Source organism: Fructobacillus sp. EFB-N1 (assembly GCF_001038455.1).
Lineage (GTDB): Bacteria > Bacillota > Bacilli > Lactobacillales > Lactobacillaceae > Fructobacillus > Fructobacillus cardui.
In genome coordinates this window covers 23265-45710 of record NZ_LDUY01000003.1, presented here as the reverse complement: position 1 = coordinate 45710, position 22446 = coordinate 23265, and the positions used below count along the sequence as shown (strand labels likewise).

Sequence of the window (22446 nt, the reverse complement as noted above, 5' to 3'; positions counted from 1 at the left end):
ATAACTTTTTATTTAAAATCAGCGTAACTCAAGCCGCCACTTAGCAGCCAAAGCGTCACTAGCATAGTCCGATTGAACCTTTATCAAGGAATCCTGAACTCCCTGCCAATTTTGCTGATCAAAGAGCCAATTCAAACTAGTAACAATATCGCTTACACTTTGAATATGCTTCGTCTCTGATGCCTGGTAAGCCGTTTGGGTTTTAGTCAGAGAAGGCAGGCCGTGCGCCAAAGCTTGCGCCTGAAGTGACAAATCGACCTCATCGGCCAAATCAATAACCGCCGATGCGGTTTGCAGATACTCCTGCCGCTTTTTAGGCGCCTGCCAATCAAGTAGAACAAACTGGGCAGGTAATGTCTCTAATCGTTCGAAAGGCAACGTTTGGCTCTGCGCCAATTGACCTAATTTTTCGGTTAACAATTGCTGAAAGCCAACTTGCCACATGTCATTTTCAACAATAATTACTAAATCTTCATGCTCAATTGCTAAGTCGAAAAGTGTGGTAAAGATATGGTTGGCATAATCAACTGAAAGCGAACCCAAGCGCCAGTAGCAAACAAAGTGCTTTTTCGGTACAGCATTCTTAGTCGCCAAATCAACCGCAAAAGGACCTAGTACAATTGGTTGGTGGGCTAGGTTGAAAGCTGATGAAAGTGGCACTTGCCCCGTTATAGTCTGGAAAGATAAAAGATCATTTGGACGTAATTCCTGACTAATTTCAGCCCCATAAAAGGGATAGTCCAAGACTAGGACTCGCTTATCTTCTTGAATTTGCTGGGCAATTGCCAGGTTTTCTACCGAAGGTTCTACCAAAAGTGTTTGATCTGAAAGCAATTGAATATGTAAAACCACCAGGTGTTCAATCAGGGCGCCCATCTCAGCAAAAGTTTGCTCAGAACCATCCGGTAACAGCGCCTGGACCTGACCAGTCTGACAGTTTTCAGTTGCAACCACCGCGCCGCTTTGACTAAGATAGTCAATCGTCTTCAATGATTCCTCTTGGTAAGTCAATACTCGCGAAACAAAACCCCGATCATCAATCGTGAGTTGTTGCGCCACTTGACCGTTTTGAAGCAAATCAATTCGATCAATCAAATCTGCTTTGGGATAAGTAAAATAAATTGTCGCGTAGTGGGCTAAATCAACCAAGACCACAATTCGATCGTACATACGAACAAATTCAGCATTCTTTGGCCAAGTAAAATCAGTTAAATCAAGTGGCTGACGATCCTTTTGTGTCACTTGCTGCAACTCGTCATAGGCAGACCAATACTGAATGGCTTCAATCTGAGCCTGACCAAGCCAGGTCCTCAATCGTGGCAAGTAATTGGCAAAAATAACCGTCACCTGGTCTTCGGCACGCAAAAAGAGCTTGGTCAAAGCCAGACTACTATCAACCTCGTTTTTTGAGTTCGAATTTTCTTGCCAGGTTGGCAATAAGGATATGTTCAAGGCTTCTCTCCTTTATCAACCTTAAGCTAACAGTTCAACCTTATCTAAGGGTAGCCCTGCCTTCTTTAGTTTTTCTCGGTCAATTTCCGCCACCAATACACGGCTAACAGCATGATTTTGATTCGTTAGGACCATGACTAAATCAGGCCAGACATTCCCCTGGTCATCCAAAACACCCTGTGGGAGGGCCAAAGTGGTCCCAGTAGGTGCCAAAACCAAACAACGGTCGACTGTACTAATGTGGACATCGCAGCGTCCCTGCTTTTCCATCACATGTTTTAAGTAATTCTCTGCAGAGTCATAATGACGCTGATTTTTATCGAGGACAAAGTTACGCATCCCTTGAAAATAAAAGTCTTGGCAAACCATCTGATCAAAGCCAACGTAAAAATCAGATTGGAGCAGTTGACCGTTACTGAAATATTGTTTGGCAAACAACCGGCCATTGCGTTGGTAAATATCTTTGCGGTCCGCTTGACCGCCTTCATTTTGCCAAGTCACTGCTTGCACGAGGCGGTTGGAATTAGCAAACCAGCGTACGTCAGCCACCAAGTGACCCGCTACGGAAATACTCTTCGTCCAGTCCTTATTGACGACCAATTGACCCTGGTTAGGAACTTTTAAATCATAAAACCAGACGCCCTCACCATCTGCTTGATCGGCTAGATAGCTTTGGCTACAAAGATCAAAAACTTGGTGTAACTCCAAGCCAAGATCACGGGCAATTTGAACAGCATCTTCATGAGGGGTTGCTAGCCAAAGTTCATCCAATTCACCAGCTAGCACCTGATTAATTTGCCAAGCAACCGCCTGCTGGTTTCGTTCATCAAAACTATTAATTAATGCAACTTTCATGATAGTTCATCCTCCAGTTGTGCCCATTTTTCAGCAACATTTTCTGTCAAAAATGGCCGACAAGAAGCGATTGCACCAGCCGAAAGCCAATCATAGTCCTGGAAACAAGACAAAATGGCATCCGCAAGCTGGGCCACATTGTTTTTCCGGTCAGCATCGGTTGTCAAAAAATCAGCCAAATAACCATTTTCCCCAGGATGAATCAATTCCTTGGCGCCAAAGTTATTCGCATAACTAGCGACTGGCAGCCCCTGGCTCAAGGCTTCCAGATAAGTCAGGCCAAATCCTTCCGAGTATGATGCGGAAACAAAAACATCATGACGTTGCAAATCCTTGGTCACATGCTGAGACAAACCAGCTAAGACAACTCGATTGGTCAAACCAAGTTCCTTAATTTGCTTGGCTAATTTTTGATCCTCTGCTCCGGCGCCATAGATGGTCAAATTGACGTCATGACCACGCCCCACAAGAACTTGAACAGCGTCAATAATTTGATCAATGTGCTTTTCTTCGTGCAAACGAGAGGCTGTTACCAAATTTAATTTTTGATTTTTTCTGGTCTTTGCTTGGCCAAGTTTTGTGACCCCACCAACAGGAATGGCATAGATCTTATCAAGGTTTTTCTCTGCCGTATAACCTTGCAAATCAGTCTTTAGACCAGCTTTTTGTGCCTTGGTTGCCACAACAACCGCATCATACTGGTCTAAATGATCCAGTGTGTACTGATAAAAATTATTAAAAAGAATGTGCCCGTTCTCTTCGCTCACCTTATGGTTCGCATGGACCATGCCAACAATTTTCTGCGTAGAACCAGCTGCCTTTTGTCGAACCAAAGTTTCATCGTAGAACGTGCCCCGGTCAACAAAGTACGTATTTTGTCCGAAATGTGCTGCCAATTGATCTAAGAAAAAGGTCACTAATTCATCAAAGGTCAAGAAATAGTAATTTTCCCCCAAGAAATTAGTCAGATGAATGTCCTGCATGATTTTTTCACCTGGACCCTGTCGATATGACCACTCAATCTGATGTGTGCCCTTCGTCAAAGAAACATGGGCATCATCAACGATATAAATATTTTTTTCTGTACTAAAAATCTTATCGCGTAAACGGCGAATTTGGTAATTACCAGAGCTTTGAGCCGTGATAATCCGTTGCGTATCGGTTTGATCAATTAGAATCTTTTCATGACTGTTTTGCACTTCGTCTGCAGGCAAGCCATTATCCAAGTAATCCAAAGGGTCAGCGGCTAACAAAAAATCATAAAGGCCAATAACCTGATTTTCCGGCAAATGCCATTCACGCATATGAATATGCAAATCCTGGAGTAAATCAGTAAAGACAATTTTGAATGGTAATTGTCGATCTAAGAAGCATTGAGATCGATAAAACTGAGCATGTTCGACGCCCGAATTTCCGTGACCCATACCTTGGTTAAGAAAAAAATTCATAAACACTTATACCGCTTTCATTCAGATTTTTGTTGAAATAATGGCAAGAAAGGGCTAACCAAGGACTCGGTTACCCCTTTAAAACGATGATTGACGCTGTGCCAAAGCTTGAGCTGCTGTGATGATGGCTACCTTGACCACGTCATCCTTAGAAGCACCTCTGGAAAGATCTGAAACTGGCTTGGCCAGTCCTTGCAAAATTGGGCCAATCGCCTCAAATCCGCCCAAACGTTGGGCAATTTTATAGCCGATATTGCCCGCCTCCAAGCTTGGAAAGACAAAGACGTTCGCCTGACCAGCCACCGTCGAACCGGGTGCCTTGGCATTGGCCACCTTTTCAACAACGGCTGCGTCAAATTGCAAATCGCCATCAATTTGGTCAGCTAATTCCGGTGCCAATTCCTTGGCTAATTTTGTAGCTTCCTGAACCTTTTCAACTTGGTCACCCCTAGCAGAACCCTTCGTTGAAAACGAAAGCATCGCCACCTTTGGATTGATACCAAAAATTTTAGCAGTACGAGCTGATTGAACAGCGATTTGAGCCATCGTTTCGGCATCAATCTCGATGTTAATCGCGCAGTCAGCAAAGACAAAACGCTGGTCGCCCTTCTGCATAATAAAGGCACCAGAAATTCGTCGAGAACCAGGCGCTGTCTTAATTAATTGGAGAGCAGGACGAACCGTATCACCAGTTGGATGCACTGCCCCAGAAACCATCCCCTCAGCGGCACCCATTTGGACAAGCATCGTGCCGAAGTAGTTGTCATCTTGAAGCCACTTTTCAGCTGTTTTTTCGTCTGTTTTACCCTTACGGCGCTCGACTAGGGCCTGAATCATCTTAACGCGTTGATCTGTTGGAACGGTTTTGATATCAACAATTTCAACCTGATTTAAACTCAATTGAAGCTTTTTTGAAAGGGCAACGATCGCCTCTTTTTCGCCCAAAACAATTGGGCTGACCAAGTCCTCTTGGGCCAACTCAACAGCGGCTGTCAAAACCCGTTCATCCGTTCCTTCGGGAAAGACAAGGCGGATTTTTTGACCCTTAATTTCTGTTTTAAACTGATCGAAAAGTGACATATTTGCGCTCCCTTTTTACTCGTTAGTCTTTTCTAAAGTATACCAAAGTTTCTTTCTTTTATTAGCCCTTTACGGTCAAATTTCAAACTTATTTCAACCAGTTAACAGGGACTTCTTGGTGCCTTTCTAAAAAGGCATTGGCCTTGGAAAATGGTTTAGAACCAAAGAAGCCCCGATAAACGGCCAATGGGCTTGGGTGTGGCGCCATTAAAATCAGATGCCTTTCAGTATCGATTAGCCGCGCCTTTTGCTGGGCCGGCTTCCCCCACAAAATGAAAACCTTTAGCCGTTGATCAGCGCTAGCCGCCTTAATCGCTGCATCTGAGAGTTCTTCCCAGCCTTGTTTTTGGTGGCTATTAGCTTGACCAGCAGCCACAGTGAACACCGTGTTAAGCAACAAAACACCCTGACTTGCCCATGTCGTTAAATCATGACTGGGTCGCACGCTGCCAATATCACTGGCTAACTCCTTTAAAATATTGCGCAGTGATGGCGGAGCTGGTAGAAAATCAGGCACCGAAAAGGCCAGGCCTTGGGCCTGATTTTCGCCATGATAAGGATCTTGACCTAGAATAACTACTTTCGTTTGCGCTAACGGAGTTTTCTCAAAAGCCAGAAAAACGTTTTCGCGCTTGGGGTAAACTGGTTTTTGGGGATCTTGATAAACTTCATTTAAAAATGATTCGGCCTGCTGTTGATAGCCCGCGGGCAAAAAAGGTGCTAAAGCCTGATCCCAGTCAGTTTTGGTCAAAGAAAAATCAACCATGGTGTATACTACTCCTAATAAGACATTTCACTAACACTGTACCAAAGAAAAACACAAGAGAAAACGCTACCAGACACGTTTTTACCCAATCTTAAGGACTCTTTATGCTCAGTCGAGAAAAACTACTTAATTTAAAAAAACAATACATGACCGATTCACAGTCACTAGCCAAAATCGATGTGGTGATTCAAAATCTTGCTGCCCTCGATCACCAACAGCTACCACTTCACCGTCTCCCCAACCTACTAGAAGATGTCAAGTCCTTAAGTCGCCATCCAGAACGACTCCTTCTCGATGATGCATTATCAGAGCTAAGAGAAACACTGATTGTCAACTATGGGCTCTGGTTTTTACCAAACACAGATTGGGTCAAGGATTTAGCCCGCTTCGCCGGCCCCAGACCGATTGTTGAGCTAATGGCCGGTAATGCCGCACTATCCGCTGCACTAGAAGCACAAGGACATGTTGTGAAAGCCGTCGATAACCTTGATTGGAGCGGACAAGATAATGAACGTCCTGTCCCCTGGACAACCGTCAGCAAACAAGCTGCCCTAACGGCTGTAAAAGAGAGCTTAGGTAAAGCCGATGATCCAAATTCTCAACCAATTTTTGTGATGGCTTGGGCACCAGATACTAACGACGATGACTGGCAAATTTTACAATACCTTCGGAGCCAATCCCAACCTTTTCACTTAATTGTCATTGGTGAAAAAAATGGTGCCACCAATTCAAAGCAATTCTGGCAGGAGGCTGATTTGGAATTAAATGATGTTTTAAATCAGCATTATCAGGCCTTTGACATGATTCAAGATGCCGTTTATCTGGTGCATTGATAGTCAAGCAGATACAATTTGATTGATTCTAACAAAAAAGAAGGCTCTCGACTTCTTTTTTTATCGACCTAATTTTAGAGACGGCCAATCTGATTTTTATAAAATTGGTGCTAGTAACCTAGCGACATACTGTTTAAAGACCAGCCAACGGCCCTGTTGGGCAAAGTTGGTCACCGTCTGCTCACTGGAAACAGTTAAATCATGCTTAAAAACATGGGCAAGATGATGAGCTAAGTCAGAATCGTATAGAAAGGCATTCACTTCAAAATTTAGCTTAAAAGAGCGAAAATCCAAATTAGCCGAACCAACAGAAGCCAAATGATCATCGACTACCATCGTCTTGGCGTGCAAGAAACCATTTTGATAATAATAAATCTTAATTCCATACTTGGCTAACTGCGCAGCGTAATACTGAGTGGCTCGATAGACAAAGGCATGGTCAGGCATGCAAGGCACCATAATCCGAACATCAACGCCCGAATTAGCGGCAATTCGCAAAGCATCAAAAGTTGAATCATCCGGAATTAAATAGGGCGTTTGAATCCAACAGCGCTTTTTGGCCAATTGAATTAAGCGGATATAGCCCATCTTAATCTGTTCGTCATCCGTTTCAGGACCGGAAGTAACAATTTGTAAATTCGATTTACCCTGCAAAGCCAATTGCAATGGTGGAAAGTAACGGTCTGACGTTACCGCCATCGGTCTCTTGGGTTCAGAAGCGTTCCAATCCAACAGAAAATGAGCTTGGAGTGAGTAAACTCCGGAACCCGTCATCCGTAAATGCGTATCACGCCAATGGCCAAATTTTTTATCACGGCCAAGATACTGGTCACCAATATTAAAACCACCAACATAGCCAATTTGGCCATCAATCACCACGATTTTACGGTGATCACGAAAGTTTAACTGAAAATCAACCAGCGTCAGTCGACGCTTCAAGAATGGCGTAGCGTGACCGCCAGCATCTCGTAACGGTGCAAAGAACCGCTTGGTTGTACCAAAGGAACCCAAGGCATCGTAAATGACGTGCACCTCAACGCCAGCTTGAGCCCGCTCGACTAAAATATCTCTGATTTCATGCCCTAACTGATCACTATAAAAAGTATAAAACTCAAGATTAATACTTTCCTGTGCTTGCTTCAGATCCTCTTTTAAGCGGCCAAAAAAATCCAAACCCGAAGTAAAGACTTTAACCTGATTTTTTGTCGCCAAGGACGTCTGATTAATATTTTGAAACAGCGTGACCAAAGAACGAGCCTGAACTAAGGAGGCTTGCGTTTCGTTCACATGTGTCACAAGGCCTTCCCTTTTACCGCGTTCATCAGCATCTTGAATCAAATCGGCGATTTTTTCATTCATCGCTGAAGTATCTTGCCCTTGATAGGCAAAAAGCCGGCGCTGTGACAGCTTCCGGCCCGCAAAAGAATAAATAATAAAACCAAGGACTGGAATTAAAATCAGCACTAAGATCCACGCCCAAGTAGCGGCGATATCTCGTGGCTCACGAAAAACCGTGATAACGGCCACGGTCGTGTTAATAATTAAAAGTACTACTAGTGTTGTTAGCATCTGCTTCCCTTTATTTCACCCTGTGAAAGTCCGGTTTTGTACCAGGTGCTAGTCCTTAGTATTCCATCAAAGCAACAAACGGTACTTCGCCGGCTTCCATAATCTTCTCTCGACCGTGGAGGTCCTCTAATTCAATAATAAAGGCTACTCCGGCCACCACGCCACCTAATTCTTCCACAATCTTGCGGGTAGCATTGATGGTGCCACCAGTTGCCAAAAGGTCATCGACAATCAAGACCCGTTGACCAGGTTGAATGGCATCCTCATGAATCTCCAACTCATTGACACCGCCATACTCCAATGTGTAAGATGCTGAAACAGCCTTACGGGGTAACTTACCAGACTTACGTGCTGGCACAAAACCAATACCCATGGCATAGGCTAATGGCGAACCAACGATGAAGCCACGTGATTCTGGCCCAGCAATCAAGTCGACATCCAAGTCTTTGGCAAAATCAACGATTTGGTCAATTGCTTGCTTATAAGCAGGCCCATCACCCATCAATGGTGAGATATCACGGAAAGAAACACCAGGTTCTGGATAATCTTCCACTGTGGCAACATAATCATGTAAATCAATTTTACTCATTTTTATTTCCTCAAGCCGGGTTCATTAACCGGCAAAATACCGCTGGTACGTGACAGAGTTTGCCAAGGACTTTTTACTGGTACTTGGTAAACACAAAATGGTCCCTGCATTCATTTTAACAAAACCGAGGTCCAAAAAGACCTGAATCATTAATTTAAATTGCTTTTCTTGCATTGAAAGTTCGGATAATACAACTTCCAAATGCCCGATAATGTCCAATTTTTGGTGTCCATACAAATATTTATATAATCTGGCAAAGTCTTGGCTACTCGTTTGACCGATTGCCTGCGCCAATGTTGTAGATGAATTTTTAACCGCAGCTTCTGCGGTCTGTGCCGTTTGGACCACTTGCTTTTTAACCTGACGAACGACTGGCTCCATTGACGTAGGCTGATTTTGCTCTACTTCGACAAAGGCCAAATCTTCCAGCATTAATTGCAGCCTAGTTTTGCCAGCAAAGGTGTTCACCCCAACCTTGCCCGCTAGGGTCGCCTGTGTTTTTTCTTGGGCTTCTTTTACCAAATCAGGCTGATTGAAGGCTAAGGCCTCGACAAAGCCCCGCCCGCCACGAATATTAAGCTTTAGATGCTGATTAAGCGCCCCCATCGATTGAACCGATTCTAGTGGCACATCCTCAACAGCAATAACGGGCTGTGGATTGCCCTGGCCAAATGGTTCAAGCAAAGCTAATTGCTGGTAAAAATCAGGTGTCAAAATCCGTGGCTGCACAACCAAGTTAACGGCTAACTTTTGATCGGCAAATTGCAGGTTAGCCCCATCTTGTTGAACCAAGTTTTGGACCACCGGCAATTCATCCGGCGTCATACTAACTCCTAAGGCACCGGCATGACCACCAAAACTAGTGAAGTAGTCAGCATAGGCCTGCAAGAAGGCGTGCAAATCAAAGTCCCCAAAGGAACGTCCAGAACCCTTATAAACGCCGTCAACGAGCGAAAGAATCACCACGGGTTTTTTCACTAATTCAGCCAAGCGGGCAGCAACAATGCCAAGAATTCCTTGATGCCAATTTTGGCCAGCAATCAGCAAGATGTTGGTCTTCTGATTTTTTGGGTCTAGGGCCTGCTCTTTTGCCTGATCAAAGACGGTATCCACTAAGGTCCGACGCTCATCATTGAGCTGTTCCACTTCCTTAGCAATCGCCTTGGCTCGCTCTGGGTCCTTCGTTAACAAGAGTTCTAAGCCTAGCTGACCATCGGCCATTCGACCAATCGCGTTTAACCGTGGCGCAATTTTAAAGCCAATCGTTTCGGCTAAAATTGCTTGCCCCTTGGCGTGCTTCGCGCTCTTTAATAGGGTAGCTAGACCGGGTCTGGGATTTTCCTCAATCTGTTTAAGACCCCAGGTCACAAAGGCCCGATTTTCATCGGTCAGGGAGACCACATCGGCCACCGCACCCATCGCAACCAAATCCAAAAATTCCACTGGTAAGTCTTTCAATGATTCGGCCGGTTGTCCATCGGCTAAGATTGCCTGAGCAACCTTAAAAGCAACCCCCGCTCCTGATAAATCAGAAAAAGGATAGCTTCCCTCTGGATGGCGTGGATGGATGATGGCATAAGCATCGGGCAGAGTCTCCGGTAAAGCGTGGTGGTCAGTCACGACCACATCAACACCAGCACCTTGCGCCCAAGCAATCGCCTCATGGCCACTGACGCCGTTATCAACCGTGATAATCAAGCTCGCACCAGTTTCTTCAACCAAGCGTTGGTAAGTCGTTAAATTGGGTCCATAACCATCTTCAAAACGGTTTGGAATGTAGGGTGTTACCTCTGCACCAAGCGAGGTCAGCGTTTCCACCATAATCGCGGTACTCGTAATACCATCGACGTCATAATCACCGTAAACCAAAATTGGTTCGGCAGTAAACACTGCTTCTTGAATCCGATCCACCGCCTTTTCCATATCGAAAAATTCGCTTGGGTCGTGAATACTTTGAAAATCAGGATGCAAAAAGGCCTGCGCCTCTTTCACATCCTTGATGCCTTTTTGCACCAAAAAACCTGCTGTAACTGGATTTAAATGTAATTGTTCCTGTAACCGTTGGCTACTCATTTGATCTGGTTGATCTAACAACCGCCAATTACTTGGTACCATGCTGCTCCTTCTTGAATGGGACATCAACAACGTCGAAGTCACGGGCAACATAGGTATTTGGGAACAAATGCTTCACATCGCTAATGAACTTCTTTAATAATGGGCCAATATACCGGGCCGAAATGTGGACCAAGACTAATTTACCAACATGACTGTCGAGCGCTAGGTGGGCCGCATCACGGGAAGTTGAATGTCCATGTGCCCGTGCTAATTTACTTTCTTCCTTACTTTGACCATAGGTTGATTCGTGAACCAAGACGTCTGCACCCTGCGCCAAAATCTTTGCTTGGTCATTTGGGAGAGTGTCCAAAATAAAGGTCACGACGCGTCCCGGTTGTGCTGGGCCAAGGTAATCCTGACCATTAATTACACGACCATCGTCAAGGGTCACCGTTTCACCGGCCTTCAAGCGACCATAGACAGGACCTGCTGGAATTTGATCAGCCTTTACCTTATCAATCAGCAATTCTCCTGGATGAGCCTTTTCTTCCACCCGAAAACCCCAGGCCTCAATCCGGTGCTTCAAAGGAGCCGCTACCACACGGAAGGTATCATCTTCAAAAATCGTCCCCACCTCAATTTCCACATAGTGAACTGGGTAAGACAAGTGCGTATCTGAAACCCGCAAAGCCGTTTGCACAAAAGACTTCAAGCCTTTAGGACCATAAATCGTCAGTGGTTCACTTTTATCAGCGCCCTGGAAAGACCGTGAGGACAATAAACCAGGCAAACCAAAAATATGGTCGCCATGCAAATGGGAAATAAAAATTTTTTCAATCTTCCGTGGGCGAATCGTGGTTTTCAAAATCTGGTGTTGGGTTGCTTCCCCAACATCAAAAAGCCAGACAGCATTGCGCTCATCAAGTAGCTTCAAAGCAATGCTGGCCACATTGCGAAATTTAGATGGTTGGCCCGAGCCAGTTCCTAAAAATTCCAGTTCCATCGGTCTTGTCCTTTATCCTGTATTCGATCTACCGATGTTTACTAGTACAAATTAATCGTCTGCTAATTCACTTTTAATATCATCCAATAGGTCGCGTTCTTCATTTGTAAATACCCGATTTTCTAATAAATCAGGTCGACGTAAGTACGTCTTTTTTAGCGCTTCTTTTAACCGCCATTCAGCGATTTTACCGTGGTTTCCAGAAGTTAAGACATCTGGTACGGTTAATCCACGAAAGTCTGCTGGTCGCGTGTATTGTGGGTATTCCAGCAAGCCATCAGCAAAGGAATCACCTTCTGCCGATTCAGCATTGCCCAAAACATGAGGCAAAAAGCGAACCGTTGCATCAATCATGACCATCGAGGCCAGTTCCCCACCAGTTAAAACATAATCACCCAGTGAAAGTTCTTCGTCTACCAATGTCTTGATTCGCTCATCATAGCCCTCATAATGACCGGCAATAAAAGTTAAGTGGTCATAGTTGGCCAATCGTTTCGCATCCGTGTGGTCAAACTTCTTACCAGCCGGATCCAACAAGATGACATGCCCCGCACTTTTTTCAGGGCTATTTTTCTTGACGGCCTCTAAGGCATCAAAAATCGGTTGGGGCGTGAGCAACATGCCAGCCCCACCACCGAAGGGATAGTCATCAACATTATTATGTTTGTTTGTCGTATAATCACGAAAATCAGTCACAGCAAAGTCAAGGTCACCACGATCGATTGCTTTACCGATAATTGACTGACGCATTGGTGCAAACATATCTGGAAAAAGGCTTAAAACATCAATCTTCATCGTCCAATAGTCCTTCCAAGACATCAATGGTAATCACCTTATCAGCCACATTGACCTCTTTTACGACATCATCAATCATCGGAATTAAGCCATCTTTGCCCTTGGGACGTTTCATAATCCAAACGTCGTTGGCACCAGTCGTCATAATTTCCTTGATTTCACCCAAAGTCTGCCCATCTAAGTCGACAACGGTGCAGCCAATGATTTCGTTGTAGTAATATTCACCATCATCAAGGTCATCCCGGTCTTCTTCATCAACGAAGACATCCTGGCCCTTAAAAATTTCAACTTGGTTAATATTATCAACACCCTCAAAGGTGACCAACCACATACCCTTATGAACGCGGGCCTTTGCAATCATTTCCTTGACGTATTGCCCCTTGTCCAAACGGTAAATCGCTTGCCCCTTTTGAAAGCGGTCGTCAGCAAAGTCCGTAATGGCTTTGATTTTCAACTCACCACGAATGCCATGTGTATTGACAATCGTTCCAATTTTAAAGTAATTTTTTGTTTCCATACTCTCTATTATAGCAAAGCTTTGCTTATCTTAGCTTGTTCAAAAAGAAAAAAACTACCAAATGAACTTTGGTAGTTTCCACTTTATAAACCAGTTTGTCTTAAACCAATTCCAACAAGTCAGCCTTCTTAGCTGATGCTGGGTAGTCGATACCTTGGGCGTCCAAGTATGCCTTGATTTCGGCAACCTTGTTCTTAGCCGTTGGCTTTTCAGAAGAAGCAGCTGACTTCTTTGCCTTAGCAGGCTTTTCAGAAGCTGCAGCAGCCTTTTGTTCAGCATACTTAGCCATGATGCCAGCCTTTGACAACAAGTTACGAGCTGTGTCAGATGGTTGTGCACCATTTGCCAACCAAGCCAAAATCTTAGCTTCGTCCAACTGTACTTCTGCTGGAACAGCGATTGGGTTATAAGTTCCCACTGTTTCGATAAAACGACCATCACGTGGTGAACGTGAGTCAGCGATAACAACGCGGTAGAATGGACGCTTCTTAGCACCCATCCGCTTCAAGCGAATTTTAACTGCCATAATGTAATTCCTCCGTTTTTCTTTACTTGTCTATTATGCCAAATAATAAAAGCGATGTCAAGTATTTTTACTTGACATCGTTTTTTAAATCAAAATAACTGATTTTTAAGCTTCAAAACCTTCTGCTAAGGCAGCTGGGTAATACTTGCGAACCAATGCAGCTTCAGCCTTTGACAATTCTGGAAAGGCCTCATCGACTCCCAAATCTTCGTGATAGCGACGGTCACGTGGTGACAAACCGCCGCGAGCCTTTTCAACTAAGACAGGAACGTCATCAAAGCTTGGCACAGCATCTGTTGCGTCTTCACGATCCTTCAAGTCCAATTGTGAGACCATCAAAATCAAACGAAAGTCTAAGTTCAAATCAGACAAAACGCTCTTCTGATCAGCCGTCAAGTACAGCGTCATAGCTGCTTCGGCATTCTTACCAACCAAGCCAGCTGTTCGGGCGGCTTCGATTGCCTTGTTGGCCGCCGAACGCAACGCAAAGACCGTTTCCCACTTAACCATCATGTCAGCATTTTCTGGCAATTCCTCTACAGTTGGCATGTCTTGCAAGTAAGCGTACTTCGTGTTGGTATGTGGAATATATGACCATATTTCTTCAGCCGTGTGTGGCAAAACTGGCAACATCAACTTCGTTAAAGCCGTCAAAATTTCGTAGAAGACTGATTGCATTGAACGACGCAAGGCAGAATCCGGTGCTTCAACATAAACAACGTCCTTAGCGATATCCAAATAGAAGGCAGACAAGTCCACGTTAATAAAGTTAATCAAACGTGAGTAGATTTCATTGAGACGGTAGTTGTCATAACTATCCTTCAAATCAGCGACCAAGTTGTTCAACAAGACCGTTGCATATTGGTCATGAGCAGCACGGTCTGCAAAGGCAACCTTGTCAGTATCGTAATCAAAGTCAGATGTGTTGGCCAACAAGAAACGCATGGTATTACGGATCTTGCGGTAAGAATCAGCAACTTGCTTCAAAATTTCATCTGAAACTGGCATATCTTGGGACGTATCAACTGAGATAGTCCACAAACGCAAAATTTCAACACCAAACTTGTTACCAACATCCAATGGTGAAATCGTGTTTCCCAATGACTTGGACATCTTGTTACCCTTACCATCCAAAGTAAAGCCTTGTGATAGCAAGTTCTTGTAAGGTGCCTGCCCCGTTACGGCCACAGAAGTAATCAATGAAGAGTTAAACCAACCACGGTACTGGTCAGAACCTTCCAAATACAAATCAGCAGGGTAATCCAATTGAGGGCGTTGACGCATCACCCCATTCCAAGAAGAACCGGAATCGAACCAAACATCCATGATGTCCTCTTCCTTCTTGAATTGGCCATTTGGTGAATGTTCGTTCGTATAACCTTCTGGCAATAAGTCCTTGGCTTCACGTTCAAACCAAACGTTTGAACCGTGCTTTTCAACCAATTGCGCAACGTGCTCAATAATGTCAGCATCCAAAATGGCTGTTCCATCCTCTGCATAGAAGATTGGCAATGGCACGCCCCAAACACGTTGACGAGAGATAACCCAGTCACCACGACCAGCAATCATGTTGTGCAAACGCTTTTGACCCCATGCTGGGAAGAAATTAACCTCATCAATTTGGTCCAAAATATCCTGACGGAAATTGTCAATTGACGCAAACCATTGTGGCACAGCTCGCCAAATAATTGGCTTCTTTGTTCGCCAGTCAAATGGGTATGAGTGGGTAATCTTTTCCTTCGCCAAGAACAACCCGGCATCCGTCAACTTCGTGATCACCGTTCCAGTAACATCATCATAGAACCGACCCTCAAAATCAGGACCCGCATTCTTAGTCATGTTTCCCTTTTCGTCAACCGTCACCACAACATCTAAGCCATATTCCTTTGAGACGTTGTAATCGTCTTCACCAAAGCCAGGCGCCGTGTGGACCAAACCAGTTCCAGAATCCAAAGTAACGTGGTCCGCATTCATAACCACTTCTTCGGCATCGGCATCCCATGGATGGTAAGCCGTAATCTTATCCAAGTCTTGGCCCTTATATGAATCCAATACTTCATAATCTTCCCAACCAAACTTTGGTGCAACCGTTTCCAACAATTCCTTAGCCACAACATACTTCTTATCTTGACCAGCTGGCTTCACCAAAACATAGTCAAAATCAGGACCTAAGGTAATTCCACGTGAAGCGGTAACCGTAAATGGCGTCGTGGTCCAAACAACCAAGTAAGTATCACCATCCAAAATGCCTTTACCATCCTTCACACGGTTGGCATAGAACAATGAAGTTGACTTGATATCGTGGTATTCAATTTCGGCTTCAGCCAAAGCTGATTCAGATGACCATGACCAATAAACCGGCTTAGCTCCTTGGAAGATGAAACCCTTTTTAGCCATCGTACCAAAGACACGCAACTGTGCTGCTTCAAATTCAGGCTGCAAAGTAATGTATGGGTGGTCCCAATCGGCCATAATCCCCAAACGCTTAAAGTCATTGCGCTGCTTATCAACTTGCTCCAACGCAAAATCCTTAGCCAAGTTACGCCATTCGCTCTTTGGCATTGACTTCCGGTCGTGACCGGCCTTTGTCAATTGCTGCTCAATTGGCAAACCGTGCGTATCCCATCCAGGAACATAAGGTGCATAATAGCCGTTCATGTTCTTGTAACGGACAATAATATCCTTAGTAATCTTATTTAAGGCGTGACCCAAATGAATGTTTCCATTGGCATAGGGAGGGCCATCGTGCAAGTTAAAGTGTGGCTTTTGCTCGTTTTGTGCCAGTCGTTGTTCATAGAGGTTGTCATCGTACCAGCCTTGTTGCCGTTCTGGCTCCGTTGTTGGCAAAGAGCCTCGCATCGGAAATGCTGTTTTTCCTAAATTCAATGTGTCTTTATACTTCATAAGAGACTCCTTTCAATAAACGAAAAAACGTCCTGTGCCCCAAAATTTGGGACAACAGGACGTTTTTTACGTGGTACCACCTATTTTCCGCTGACTAATGGTCAACGCTCTAACTGGCGATAACGGACCAAGCCGTCAAACTTACTCTTAGTTCAGTTTGATGAAGGGTAAGGGATGTAAAAAAGCTGAGGGAATGACCATCTTACACCGGACATGGCTCGCTAACACTATCAACTTTTTTAAACTGGCTTACACCGTTAATCAATCATTTTTACTTTGGTTGCCCATTTTCAGGGAAAACGACCACCGTTGGATCTGCAACTTCCTCTTCAACCTCAACCTTTTCACTTTCAGCAAGCTTTTCTTCCCCTTCACTAGGTTCGATTGGGCCCTTAGCAAAACTTGGAACTTCTTTAATATCGGTTGGCAACGGCTTTTCTTCAGTACCATCTTGACTAGCAGCATCCGTTGGTGCCGGTACTGATGCTTCCGAAACAGGCTTCAACCAATGCTTCGTTTCACCCAAAACCTTTTCCGACAATTCAGAAGCAGGCAACTTATTAACTGCCTGTGACAATTGCCCCTGCTCAAGCAAGGCCTTTTGTTGGTCAATCAATGACAGGAATGATTGGCGGAAACTATCAACTCGCTGACGCAAGCGATTTTGCTCGTCAATCAAATCAACATTTTCTTGAGCCAAGCGGGCGGATTCTGCTTCAGCTTTTTGACGGGCGTCATCAACAATTTGCTTAGCTTCATCTTGGGCGTGGGTCAATTGTGATTTTACTTCAGATTCCGTCTCAGAGCGCAAACGTGAGGCAGCGCTTTGGGCGAACATGATTGATTCATTCACTTGATCACGTTCACCTTCGAGCTCATCAATACGGTTTTGTTGCTGACGGTTTTGTTGCTGTAATTTCTCAAAATCAGCCAATAAGGTACGATAATCATTATTGACTTCATCCAAGAAAGAATCAACTTCGCGCGCCACATATGCCCGTGAGCCCTTTCGGGTGAATTCATGGTTTAAAATCTCATCTGGTGTTAGTGCCATCTTATCTCTCTGCCTCCCGAATTCATCTCATCGATGAATAATATTAAAAACTGCTTTGATTTTATCCTTTTTGCTCTGCCCTGACAAGCTTTCTAAGCAAATTCTTCCATATTTTCTCACTGAAATCACATCTTTTAGAGAAATTTGCCGGTCTACCTGGTCACTAACAGTCCAATTAACTTGCACAGAGCCACTGGTAACTAAATCTTGTGCCTTTGCACGCGCAAGGTTGAATGACGCTGCTACAACCACATCAAGGCGCAATGAGTTGACTAACAAGAATTGGTCTTTTCCATCTTCTTCCTTTTGAAAAGCGCGGTCGAAGCTAATTTCTTGCCAGTCAGTCTTAACCTTACCAATGCGACCAATCTCTTGACGAATAAATCCGGCTAATAGCTGATCAACCGCTAATTGAACCAGTCCCTCATCTTCTTTGACGACAATATCGCCAAAGCCTGACCGGTCAAGCCCCTTATGCACCAATGCACCTAAGATATCCTTGTGACGCAAACTGACGAACTTGACCGGAAAGGCCAATTCTAACAAGACCAGTTGAAAATCACTTTCCTTAATCTCATAAAAATCAGGTGCAATCACAACTCGTTTCGACTCAGCTTGGTCAAAAATGCCGTCTGCCACCATTTTTAGGCCTGCACGCTGATTCACTAACGTTTGCACAATATAGCGCTGACGTGGGTTTAAAAACTTGGTTAAAACCAATCGATAGTCGATTTCTGCCTGATTTACCCAGTCGAGGGCTTGCTTCACAAAATCGCCCTCACTTTCGTGAAAGTACTGGGCGATGGCCTGCTGATTACTCATTTAAAAGAACCATGCCAAGGCGTATTGCGCCAAATCTAAGACGATAAAGGCGATTAATGGTCGTAGATCTAAGATACCAATTGGCTTGATAAAAGAGAACCAGGACAAATAAGGGGTCACAATCTTGCCTAATTCACGGCCAAACCAGGTGTTATAAGCACCAGGAAACCATGACATCAAAACATAGACAATCAGTGCATAAGAATAAATCTTAAGCAGCCACGCAATAATCGTGACTAGTAGTAGTCCAAACATAAATATTAATACCGACCTTGATTATCAAGGTTTTCACTCATGGAGCCTGCTACTTCATATGTTGATGGTGTCAACAAGAAAATTTTCTCACCAACTCGTTCCATCGAACCCGAAACAGCATAGACAGCTCCGCCGATATAGTCTAAGATTCGCATTGCTTGTTCCTCTTCCAATTGAGAAAAGTTAACAATCACAGCATCACCTTCAATCACTTGACTGGCGATTGCTCGTGAATCAGCGTAAACCTTTGGTTCAAAAAGAGCAATACGACCTTGCGCTACCCCAGCAGCTCCAGCTTGGCCCTGATTTTTAAAAGCAGTCATCTGCTTGTTTGCTGCAGGCTTTTGCTTTTGAACAGGTTGTTGCTCAGGAGCCTCTTCGTAGCCCTCTTCTTCATAGTAATCATCATCGCCCGAAAAAAGACGCTTAATCCCATCAAATGCCATCGCTCAATCCTCCTTATCGTTTCTTGAAGAATGGTGGCTTATCATCATCTTCGTTTGACAAGTCTAAATCAATACTTTGGTTAACTGGCTCAACGGGATCAAAAGCTTTCTTTTGAACACCATCGAATTGACCAGTTTGGTTACTTGGCCTTTTGCTAGTCGTGATATCCCAATTTTCAAAAGGATCATCCTTACCAGGCACGTTCTGATTTAAAGACTGGTCTTGACCAGTTCGAGCAAAAAGACCATTTTGAGCTGACTCGTTTGCTGGTTTTTCTTGTTGAACGGAACGCTTTAGAGGTTGAACACCGCCAGCCTGTAAGCCGGTAGCAATCACCGTGATTCGAATTGAATCGCCCAAATCTTCGTCCACAGAGGTTCCGAAGATAACGTTCACATCGCGGCCAGCCTCTTGGTTAATCACATCAGCAGCAGTCTGCGCTTCATACAGTGACAAATCAGGACCACCAGTGATGTTCAACAAGACATCTTCAGCACCAGACATATCCACTTCCAGCAATGGTGAGGAAATGGCTGCCTTGGTTGCATCACTTGCACGTGACTCACCATTGGCAACCCCAACACCCATCAAAGCTGGTCCGGCGTTTTGCATAACAGTCTTCACGTCGGCAAAATCCAAGTTAATGAAACCAGGATTGGTAATCAATTCTGAAATACCACGAACGCCCTGGGCAACAACGTCATCGACAATCTTGAAGGCTTCAGACAGTGGTGTCTTCAAGTCGATACGGTCCTTTAGCTTTTCGTTCGTGATCACAATCAAAGAATCAACGGATTCAGACAAGGCTTGTAAACCTTCAACCGCATACTTTGACCGCTTTGGCCCTTCCCATGAGAAAGGACGAGTAACAACAGCGACCGTCAAGGCCCCCATTTCTTTAGCTGCCTTAGCGACGATTGGAGCAGCACCATTTCCGGTTCCACCACCCATTCCGGCTGTCACAACAACCATATCGGCGCCCTCTAAGGCTGATTTAATTTCTTCTTCAGATTCTTCGGCCGCCTTAGCACCACGCTCAGGGTTTGAACCGGCACCAAGTCCACCTGTTAATTTAGGCCCAATTTGAACCTTTTGACGAGCCTTTGATTTATCTAAGGCCTGGACATCAGTATTGGCAACAATAAAGTCAACCCCTTGGATGCCTTCGTCAATCATATGGTTGACCGCATTAGATCCACCACCACCAACACCAATGACCTTGATGATAGCGCCGGCTTGATCCTGCGTTTCGTCGATTGTAAAATCCATGAAAGTTACTCCTTTGGGAATGTTTTATTCGTTGTCGTCTGGTTCTGCAAACAAGGAGGCGAGCGTCGACTTTACTCGTGAAAATACTCCTGGTTTCTTTTCAGCTGGATCGAGGTAAACCCCTTCCTCGCCTTGTGCTTCAATTACATCGGTCTCACCATCGTCAACCAAGTGATAATGACTAGCCTGGTCCTTTGTCGCTTCTTCAACCTGCTGTCCCATCAGCACCGCCTTGATTTCCAAGGCTAAGTTACTTTGGAAAGCCTGATGAGAGGCATAGGCAAGGGCACGGGCGAAGCTAGGATGGCGCAAGCCAATTTGTGTTGGCTGCGCAACCTGAACATTTGAACCAAAATGTTCTTGAGCCTTAGCAAGGACCCCAGGTGTTGCTGCGTTTCCGCCAGTTATGAGAAAACCACCAGGTAGTTCTTCAGCACCAATGGCTTGTAATTGCTGGTCTAGACGATCAAAAATTTGGTCGTAACGCGCTGCCATAATTTCAGACAAATACTGCTCGTCAACCGCCTTTTTCTCCGTTAAGCCTACGGCATTCACATAAAATTGCTGCTTAGCCGATGCCTGGTAAGGGTCGGCTGACCCGTACTTTTTCTTAACAGATTCAGCCTCATCCACACTAATACCAAGGACAGTCGAGATGTCCTTAGTTACCTGGATACCACCCTCGTAGTCCACGGTCATATACTTTACCTTGTGATCATGGACAACAGAAGCAGTTGACTGACCACCAGCTAAGTCAATTAGAATAGCACCAAAGTCCTGTTCAGCATCATTTAGAAAAGCTGGTGCCAAAGCAATTGGTGCTAACACCAGCGACTGCATTTGTAGGCCAGCCTTCTTGACAGCAGTCTTCATCGTATCAACGACTTTACTTGGTGCCAAGTAAGCTAACCCTTGGACCTCTAAGCGAACACCAATCATATCGGTTGGGTCCTTAATACCATCAAAACCATCGACAATAAATTCGTTCGGTAAGAATTCAACAACCGTTTGGTCTTGAACTGAAAGCGAATCGAGAGCCTGGTGTGTCACATTGACAACATCTTGGTTTGTAATTTGTTTATTTTGATTTTCAATCGAAACAAGGCCGGTCACCGTTTGGATATCCATATGGTTAGCTGGTAAACCAACAACCACCTCGTTAATCTCAATATTTGCCTTTGCGGCAGCCTGTGAGACTGCTTGTGAAATGGCCTCAGCCGTTTGGTTGATGTCAACAATCACGCCACGGCGTAAACCAGCACCAGGGGCACTGCCCGTAGCAATGACGTTGAAGCGACCATTTTCGCTTTGGGCAACGACCACTTTGACCATGGTTGTCCCGATATCTAATCCAACTATCACGCCATCTTGGGTCATGTAAATTTCCCCTCTTTTAATAAAAATTTAGAAACTAAACCTAAAAATAATCTTATCATATTCTACCTTAGTCTGGTAGGGCTTAGAGCCAATTTATGAGCAAGTTTTTTTTCCATTATGAACCGTTATACGGATATGAGTATGATCCATACTGCAAATCAACAACTCCAGTCGAAGACATTTGCGCCACAATCCCAGCATAATAGCGCATTTTATCAGCCAATGTATTCTGGCTGGCATAAACTGTGTTGCCATCATTCATTGACAAGACTAGTTTATCGCTATTATTTGTATCCGGCGCAAATTTAATCTCACCGATATCCTGGCGGATTGTTTTGTCCAAGGAAGAAACTGCCCTAGCAACCTTTTTAATCCGTGTTACAGAGGAAAAGCCGCTATAGACTGGTCCCTGACCATCTACTTGGCTGATTTTACTCTGATTTCCAGCTGAATCAAGTTGATACCATTGGTCACCCTTCTTTAGAAAACCAGCATTAATTTTTTCTCCTGCTTCAATTGAAACCGTACTTTTCGTTAATGAAATCTTCACCTGCGAAACCTTATTGTTACTTTTTTTTAGTTTTCGTTCTAAAAACGTTTCTTGAAAGAAAACTTGGTAACGGTAATCACCTGGCTTAATTCCCACTTCTTTTTCAATTACTTCAGTTGGGATGTTACCAGCATCAACATTCACAGTCGTAATCTTTACCCAAGGTTGCCAAATCATTAAAATGACTGCGATGCTTGCCAAAAAAGCCAGAGCCGTAGCGGTACTGGTCTGCTCGGGGTGCATTCGCATTGTCATTTTAATTTTTTGCAAGGCAATTACT

Annotated in this window: 21 protein-coding genes; 1 reads left to right on the top strand and 20 read right to left on the bottom strand. The window is 44.4% G+C overall.

Features of this window, described 5'->3' with window-relative positions; genetic code table 11:
• Window positions 1-18: 18 nt before the first annotated feature.
• From asp1 to FEFB_RS00850, 5 genes are all read right to left on the bottom strand, one after another.
• Window positions 19-1452: an accessory Sec system glycosyltransferase Asp1 gene (asp1, locus tag FEFB_RS08170; protein ID WP_053068896.1), complete on the bottom strand. Its 1434-nt coding sequence runs from the start codon at window positions 1450-1452 to the stop codon at window positions 19-21.
• Window positions 1453-1473: 21 nt separating this feature from the next.
• Window positions 1474-2307: a hypothetical protein gene (locus tag FEFB_RS00865; RefSeq protein ID WP_047974370.1), complete on the bottom strand. Its 834-nt coding sequence runs from the start codon at window positions 2305-2307 to the stop codon at window positions 1474-1476.
• Window positions 2304-3755: a glycosyltransferase gene (locus tag FEFB_RS00860; RefSeq protein ID WP_047974369.1), complete on the bottom strand. Its 1452-nt coding sequence runs from the start codon at window positions 3753-3755 to the stop codon at window positions 2304-2306. The genes FEFB_RS00865 and FEFB_RS00860 overlap by 4 nt, the downstream gene beginning before the upstream one ends.
• A gap of 78 nt (window positions 3756-3833) precedes the next feature.
• Window positions 3834-4835, bottom strand: a complete 1002-nt coding sequence (gene pta / locus FEFB_RS00855) for a phosphate acetyltransferase (protein WP_047974368.1) — start codon at window positions 4833-4835, stop codon at window positions 3834-3836.
• An 88-nt stretch (window positions 4836-4923) separates the two neighbouring features.
• Window positions 4924-5601 carry a uracil-DNA glycosylase gene (locus FEFB_RS00850; RefSeq protein WP_047974367.1) on the bottom strand — a complete coding sequence of 226 codons (678 nt, stop codon included), beginning with the start codon at window positions 5599-5601 and terminating at the stop codon, window positions 4924-4926.
• A gap of 146 nt (window positions 5602-5747) precedes the next feature.
• Here FEFB_RS00850 and FEFB_RS00845 point away from each other — a divergent pair, with 146 nt between their 5' ends.
• Window positions 5748-6434, top strand: coding sequence for a hypothetical protein (locus FEFB_RS00845; protein WP_053068895.1), 687 nt, complete (start codon window positions 5748-5750; stop codon window positions 6432-6434).
• 96 nt (window positions 6435-6530) lie between these two features.
• Here the strand turns inward: FEFB_RS00845 and cls are convergent, their stop codons facing one another.
• The 15 genes from cls to FEFB_RS00770 all read right to left on the bottom strand — a co-directional run bounded on the left by cls (window position 6531) and on the right by FEFB_RS00770 (window position 22436).
• A complete protein-coding gene (gene cls / locus FEFB_RS00840) occupies window positions 6531-8003 on the bottom strand; it encodes a cardiolipin synthase (protein WP_047974365.1) in 1473 nt (490 codons plus the stop codon).
• 55 nt (window positions 8004-8058) lie between these two features.
• Window positions 8059-8592, bottom strand: coding sequence for an adenine phosphoribosyltransferase (locus tag FEFB_RS00835; RefSeq protein WP_047974364.1), 534 nt, complete (start codon window positions 8590-8592; stop codon window positions 8059-8061).
• Between the two features lie 24 nt (window positions 8593-8616).
• A complete protein-coding gene (gene recJ, locus FEFB_RS00830) occupies window positions 8617-10707 on the bottom strand; it encodes a single-stranded-DNA-specific exonuclease RecJ (RefSeq protein WP_047974363.1) in 2091 nt (696 codons plus the stop codon).
• Window positions 10694-11650: a ribonuclease Z gene (gene rnz / locus FEFB_RS00825; protein ID WP_047974362.1), complete on the bottom strand. Its 957-nt coding sequence runs from the start codon at window positions 11648-11650 to the stop codon at window positions 10694-10696. The genes recJ and rnz overlap by 14 nt, the downstream gene beginning before the upstream one ends.
• Before the next feature lie 51 nt (window positions 11651-11701).
• Window positions 11702-12445: a tRNA (guanosine(37)-N1)-methyltransferase TrmD gene (gene trmD / locus FEFB_RS00820; RefSeq protein ID WP_047974361.1), complete on the bottom strand. Its 744-nt coding sequence runs from the start codon at window positions 12443-12445 to the stop codon at window positions 11702-11704.
• Window positions 12435-12962, bottom strand: a complete 528-nt coding sequence (gene rimM / locus FEFB_RS00815) for a ribosome maturation factor RimM (RefSeq protein ID WP_047974360.1) — start codon at window positions 12960-12962, stop codon at window positions 12435-12437. The genes trmD and rimM overlap by 11 nt, the downstream gene beginning before the upstream one ends.
• Window positions 12963-13062: 100 nt before the next feature.
• A complete protein-coding gene (gene rpsP / locus FEFB_RS00810; protein WP_047974359.1) occupies window positions 13063-13488 on the bottom strand; it encodes a 30S ribosomal protein S16 in 426 nt (141 codons plus the stop codon).
• Window positions 13489-13593: 105 nt separating this feature from the next.
• On the bottom strand, window positions 13594-16392 hold the full coding sequence (gene ileS / locus FEFB_RS00805; protein WP_047974358.1) for an isoleucine--tRNA ligase: 2799 nt from the start codon (window positions 16390-16392) through the stop codon (window positions 13594-13596).
• A 271-nt stretch (window positions 16393-16663) separates the two neighbouring features.
• Entirely contained in the window at window positions 16664-17446 is a 783-nt protein-coding gene (locus FEFB_RS00800) for a DivIVA domain-containing protein (protein ID WP_047974357.1), read from the bottom strand.
• Between the two features lie 27 nt (window positions 17447-17473).
• Window positions 17474-18268 (bottom strand): RNA-binding protein, encoded by a 795-nt coding sequence (locus tag FEFB_RS00795; RefSeq protein ID WP_047974356.1) that lies wholly within the window; start codon window positions 18266-18268, stop codon window positions 17474-17476.
• Window positions 18269-18523 carry a YggT family protein gene (locus tag FEFB_RS00790; protein WP_047974355.1) on the bottom strand — a complete coding sequence of 85 codons (255 nt, stop codon included), beginning with the start codon at window positions 18521-18523 and terminating at the stop codon, window positions 18269-18271. It abuts the gene before it with no gap.
• Between the two features lie 5 nt (window positions 18524-18528).
• Window positions 18529-18969, bottom strand: a complete 441-nt coding sequence (locus FEFB_RS00785; protein ID WP_047974354.1) for a cell division protein SepF — start codon at window positions 18967-18969, stop codon at window positions 18529-18531.
• A gap of 13 nt (window positions 18970-18982) precedes the next feature.
• Entirely contained in the window at window positions 18983-20239 is a 1257-nt protein-coding gene (gene ftsZ / locus FEFB_RS00780) for a cell division protein FtsZ (RefSeq protein WP_047974353.1), read from the bottom strand.
• Window positions 20240-20263: 24 nt separating this feature from the next.
• Window positions 20264-21616 carry a cell division protein FtsA gene (gene ftsA / locus FEFB_RS00775; RefSeq protein WP_047974352.1) on the bottom strand — a complete coding sequence of 451 codons (1353 nt, stop codon included), beginning with the start codon at window positions 21614-21616 and terminating at the stop codon, window positions 20264-20266.
• Window positions 21617-21731: 115 nt separating this feature from the next.
• Window positions 21732-22436 carry a hypothetical protein gene (locus FEFB_RS00770; protein WP_053068894.1) on the bottom strand — a complete coding sequence of 235 codons (705 nt, stop codon included), beginning with the start codon at window positions 22434-22436 and terminating at the stop codon, window positions 21732-21734.
• Window positions 22437-22446 lie beyond the last annotated feature (10 nt).

Bases quoted from the DNA above. Each gene is read 5' to 3' on its own strand.
- FEFB_RS00865 (WP_047974370.1), bottom strand. From the start codon at position 2,307: ATGAAAGTTGCATTAATTAATAGTTTTGATGAACGAAACCAGCAGGCG.
- FEFB_RS00860 (WP_047974369.1), bottom strand. From the start codon at position 3,755: ATGAATTTTTTTCTTAACCAAGGTATGGGTCACGGAAATTCGGGCGTC.
- pta (WP_047974368.1), bottom strand. From the start codon at position 4,835: ATGTCACTTTTCGATCAGTTTAAAACAGAAATTAAGGGTCAAAAAATC.
- FEFB_RS00850 (WP_047974367.1), bottom strand. From the start codon at position 5,601: ATGGTTGATTTTTCTTTGACCAAAACTGACTGGGATCAGGCTTTAGCA.
- FEFB_RS00845 (WP_053068895.1), top strand. From the start codon at position 5,748: ATGACCGATTCACAGTCACTAGCCAAAATCGATGTGGTGATTCAAAAT.
- cls (WP_047974365.1), bottom strand. From the start codon at position 8,003: ATGCTAACAACACTAGTAGTACTTTTAATTATTAACACGACCGTGGCC.
- FEFB_RS00835 (WP_047974364.1), bottom strand. From the start codon at position 8,592: ATGAGTAAAATTGATTTACATGATTATGTTGCCACAGTGGAAGATTAT.
- recJ (WP_047974363.1), bottom strand. From the start codon at position 10,707: ATGGTACCAAGTAATTGGCGGTTGTTAGATCAACCAGATCAAATGAGT.
- rnz (WP_047974362.1), bottom strand. From the start codon at position 11,650: ATGGAACTGGAATTTTTAGGAACTGGCTCGGGCCAACCATCTAAATTT.
- trmD (WP_047974361.1), bottom strand. From the start codon at position 12,445: ATGAAGATTGATGTTTTAAGCCTTTTTCCAGATATGTTTGCACCAATG.
- rimM (WP_047974360.1), bottom strand. From the start codon at position 12,962: ATGGAAACAAAAAATTACTTTAAAATTGGAACGATTGTCAATACACAT.
- rpsP (WP_047974359.1), bottom strand. From the start codon at position 13,488: ATGGCAGTTAAAATTCGCTTGAAGCGGATGGGTGCTAAGAAGCGTCCA.
- ileS (WP_047974358.1), bottom strand. From the start codon at position 16,392: ATGAAGTATAAAGACACATTGAATTTAGGAAAAACAGCATTTCCGATG.
- FEFB_RS00800 (WP_047974357.1), bottom strand. From the start codon at position 17,446: ATGGCACTAACACCAGATGAGATTTTAAACCATGAATTCACCCGAAAG.
- FEFB_RS00795 (WP_047974356.1), bottom strand. From the start codon at position 18,268: ATGAGTAATCAGCAGGCCATCGCCCAGTACTTTCACGAAAGTGAGGGC.
- FEFB_RS00790 (WP_047974355.1), bottom strand. From the start codon at position 18,523: ATGTTTGGACTACTACTAGTCACGATTATTGCGTGGCTGCTTAAGATT.
- FEFB_RS00785 (WP_047974354.1), bottom strand. From the start codon at position 18,969: ATGGCATTTGATGGGATTAAGCGTCTTTTTTCGGGCGATGATGATTAC.
- ftsZ (WP_047974353.1), bottom strand. From the start codon at position 20,239: ATGGATTTTACAATCGACGAAACGCAGGATCAAGCCGGCGCTATCATC.
- ftsA (WP_047974352.1), bottom strand. From the start codon at position 21,616: ATGACCCAAGATGGCGTGATAGTTGGATTAGATATCGGGACAACCATG.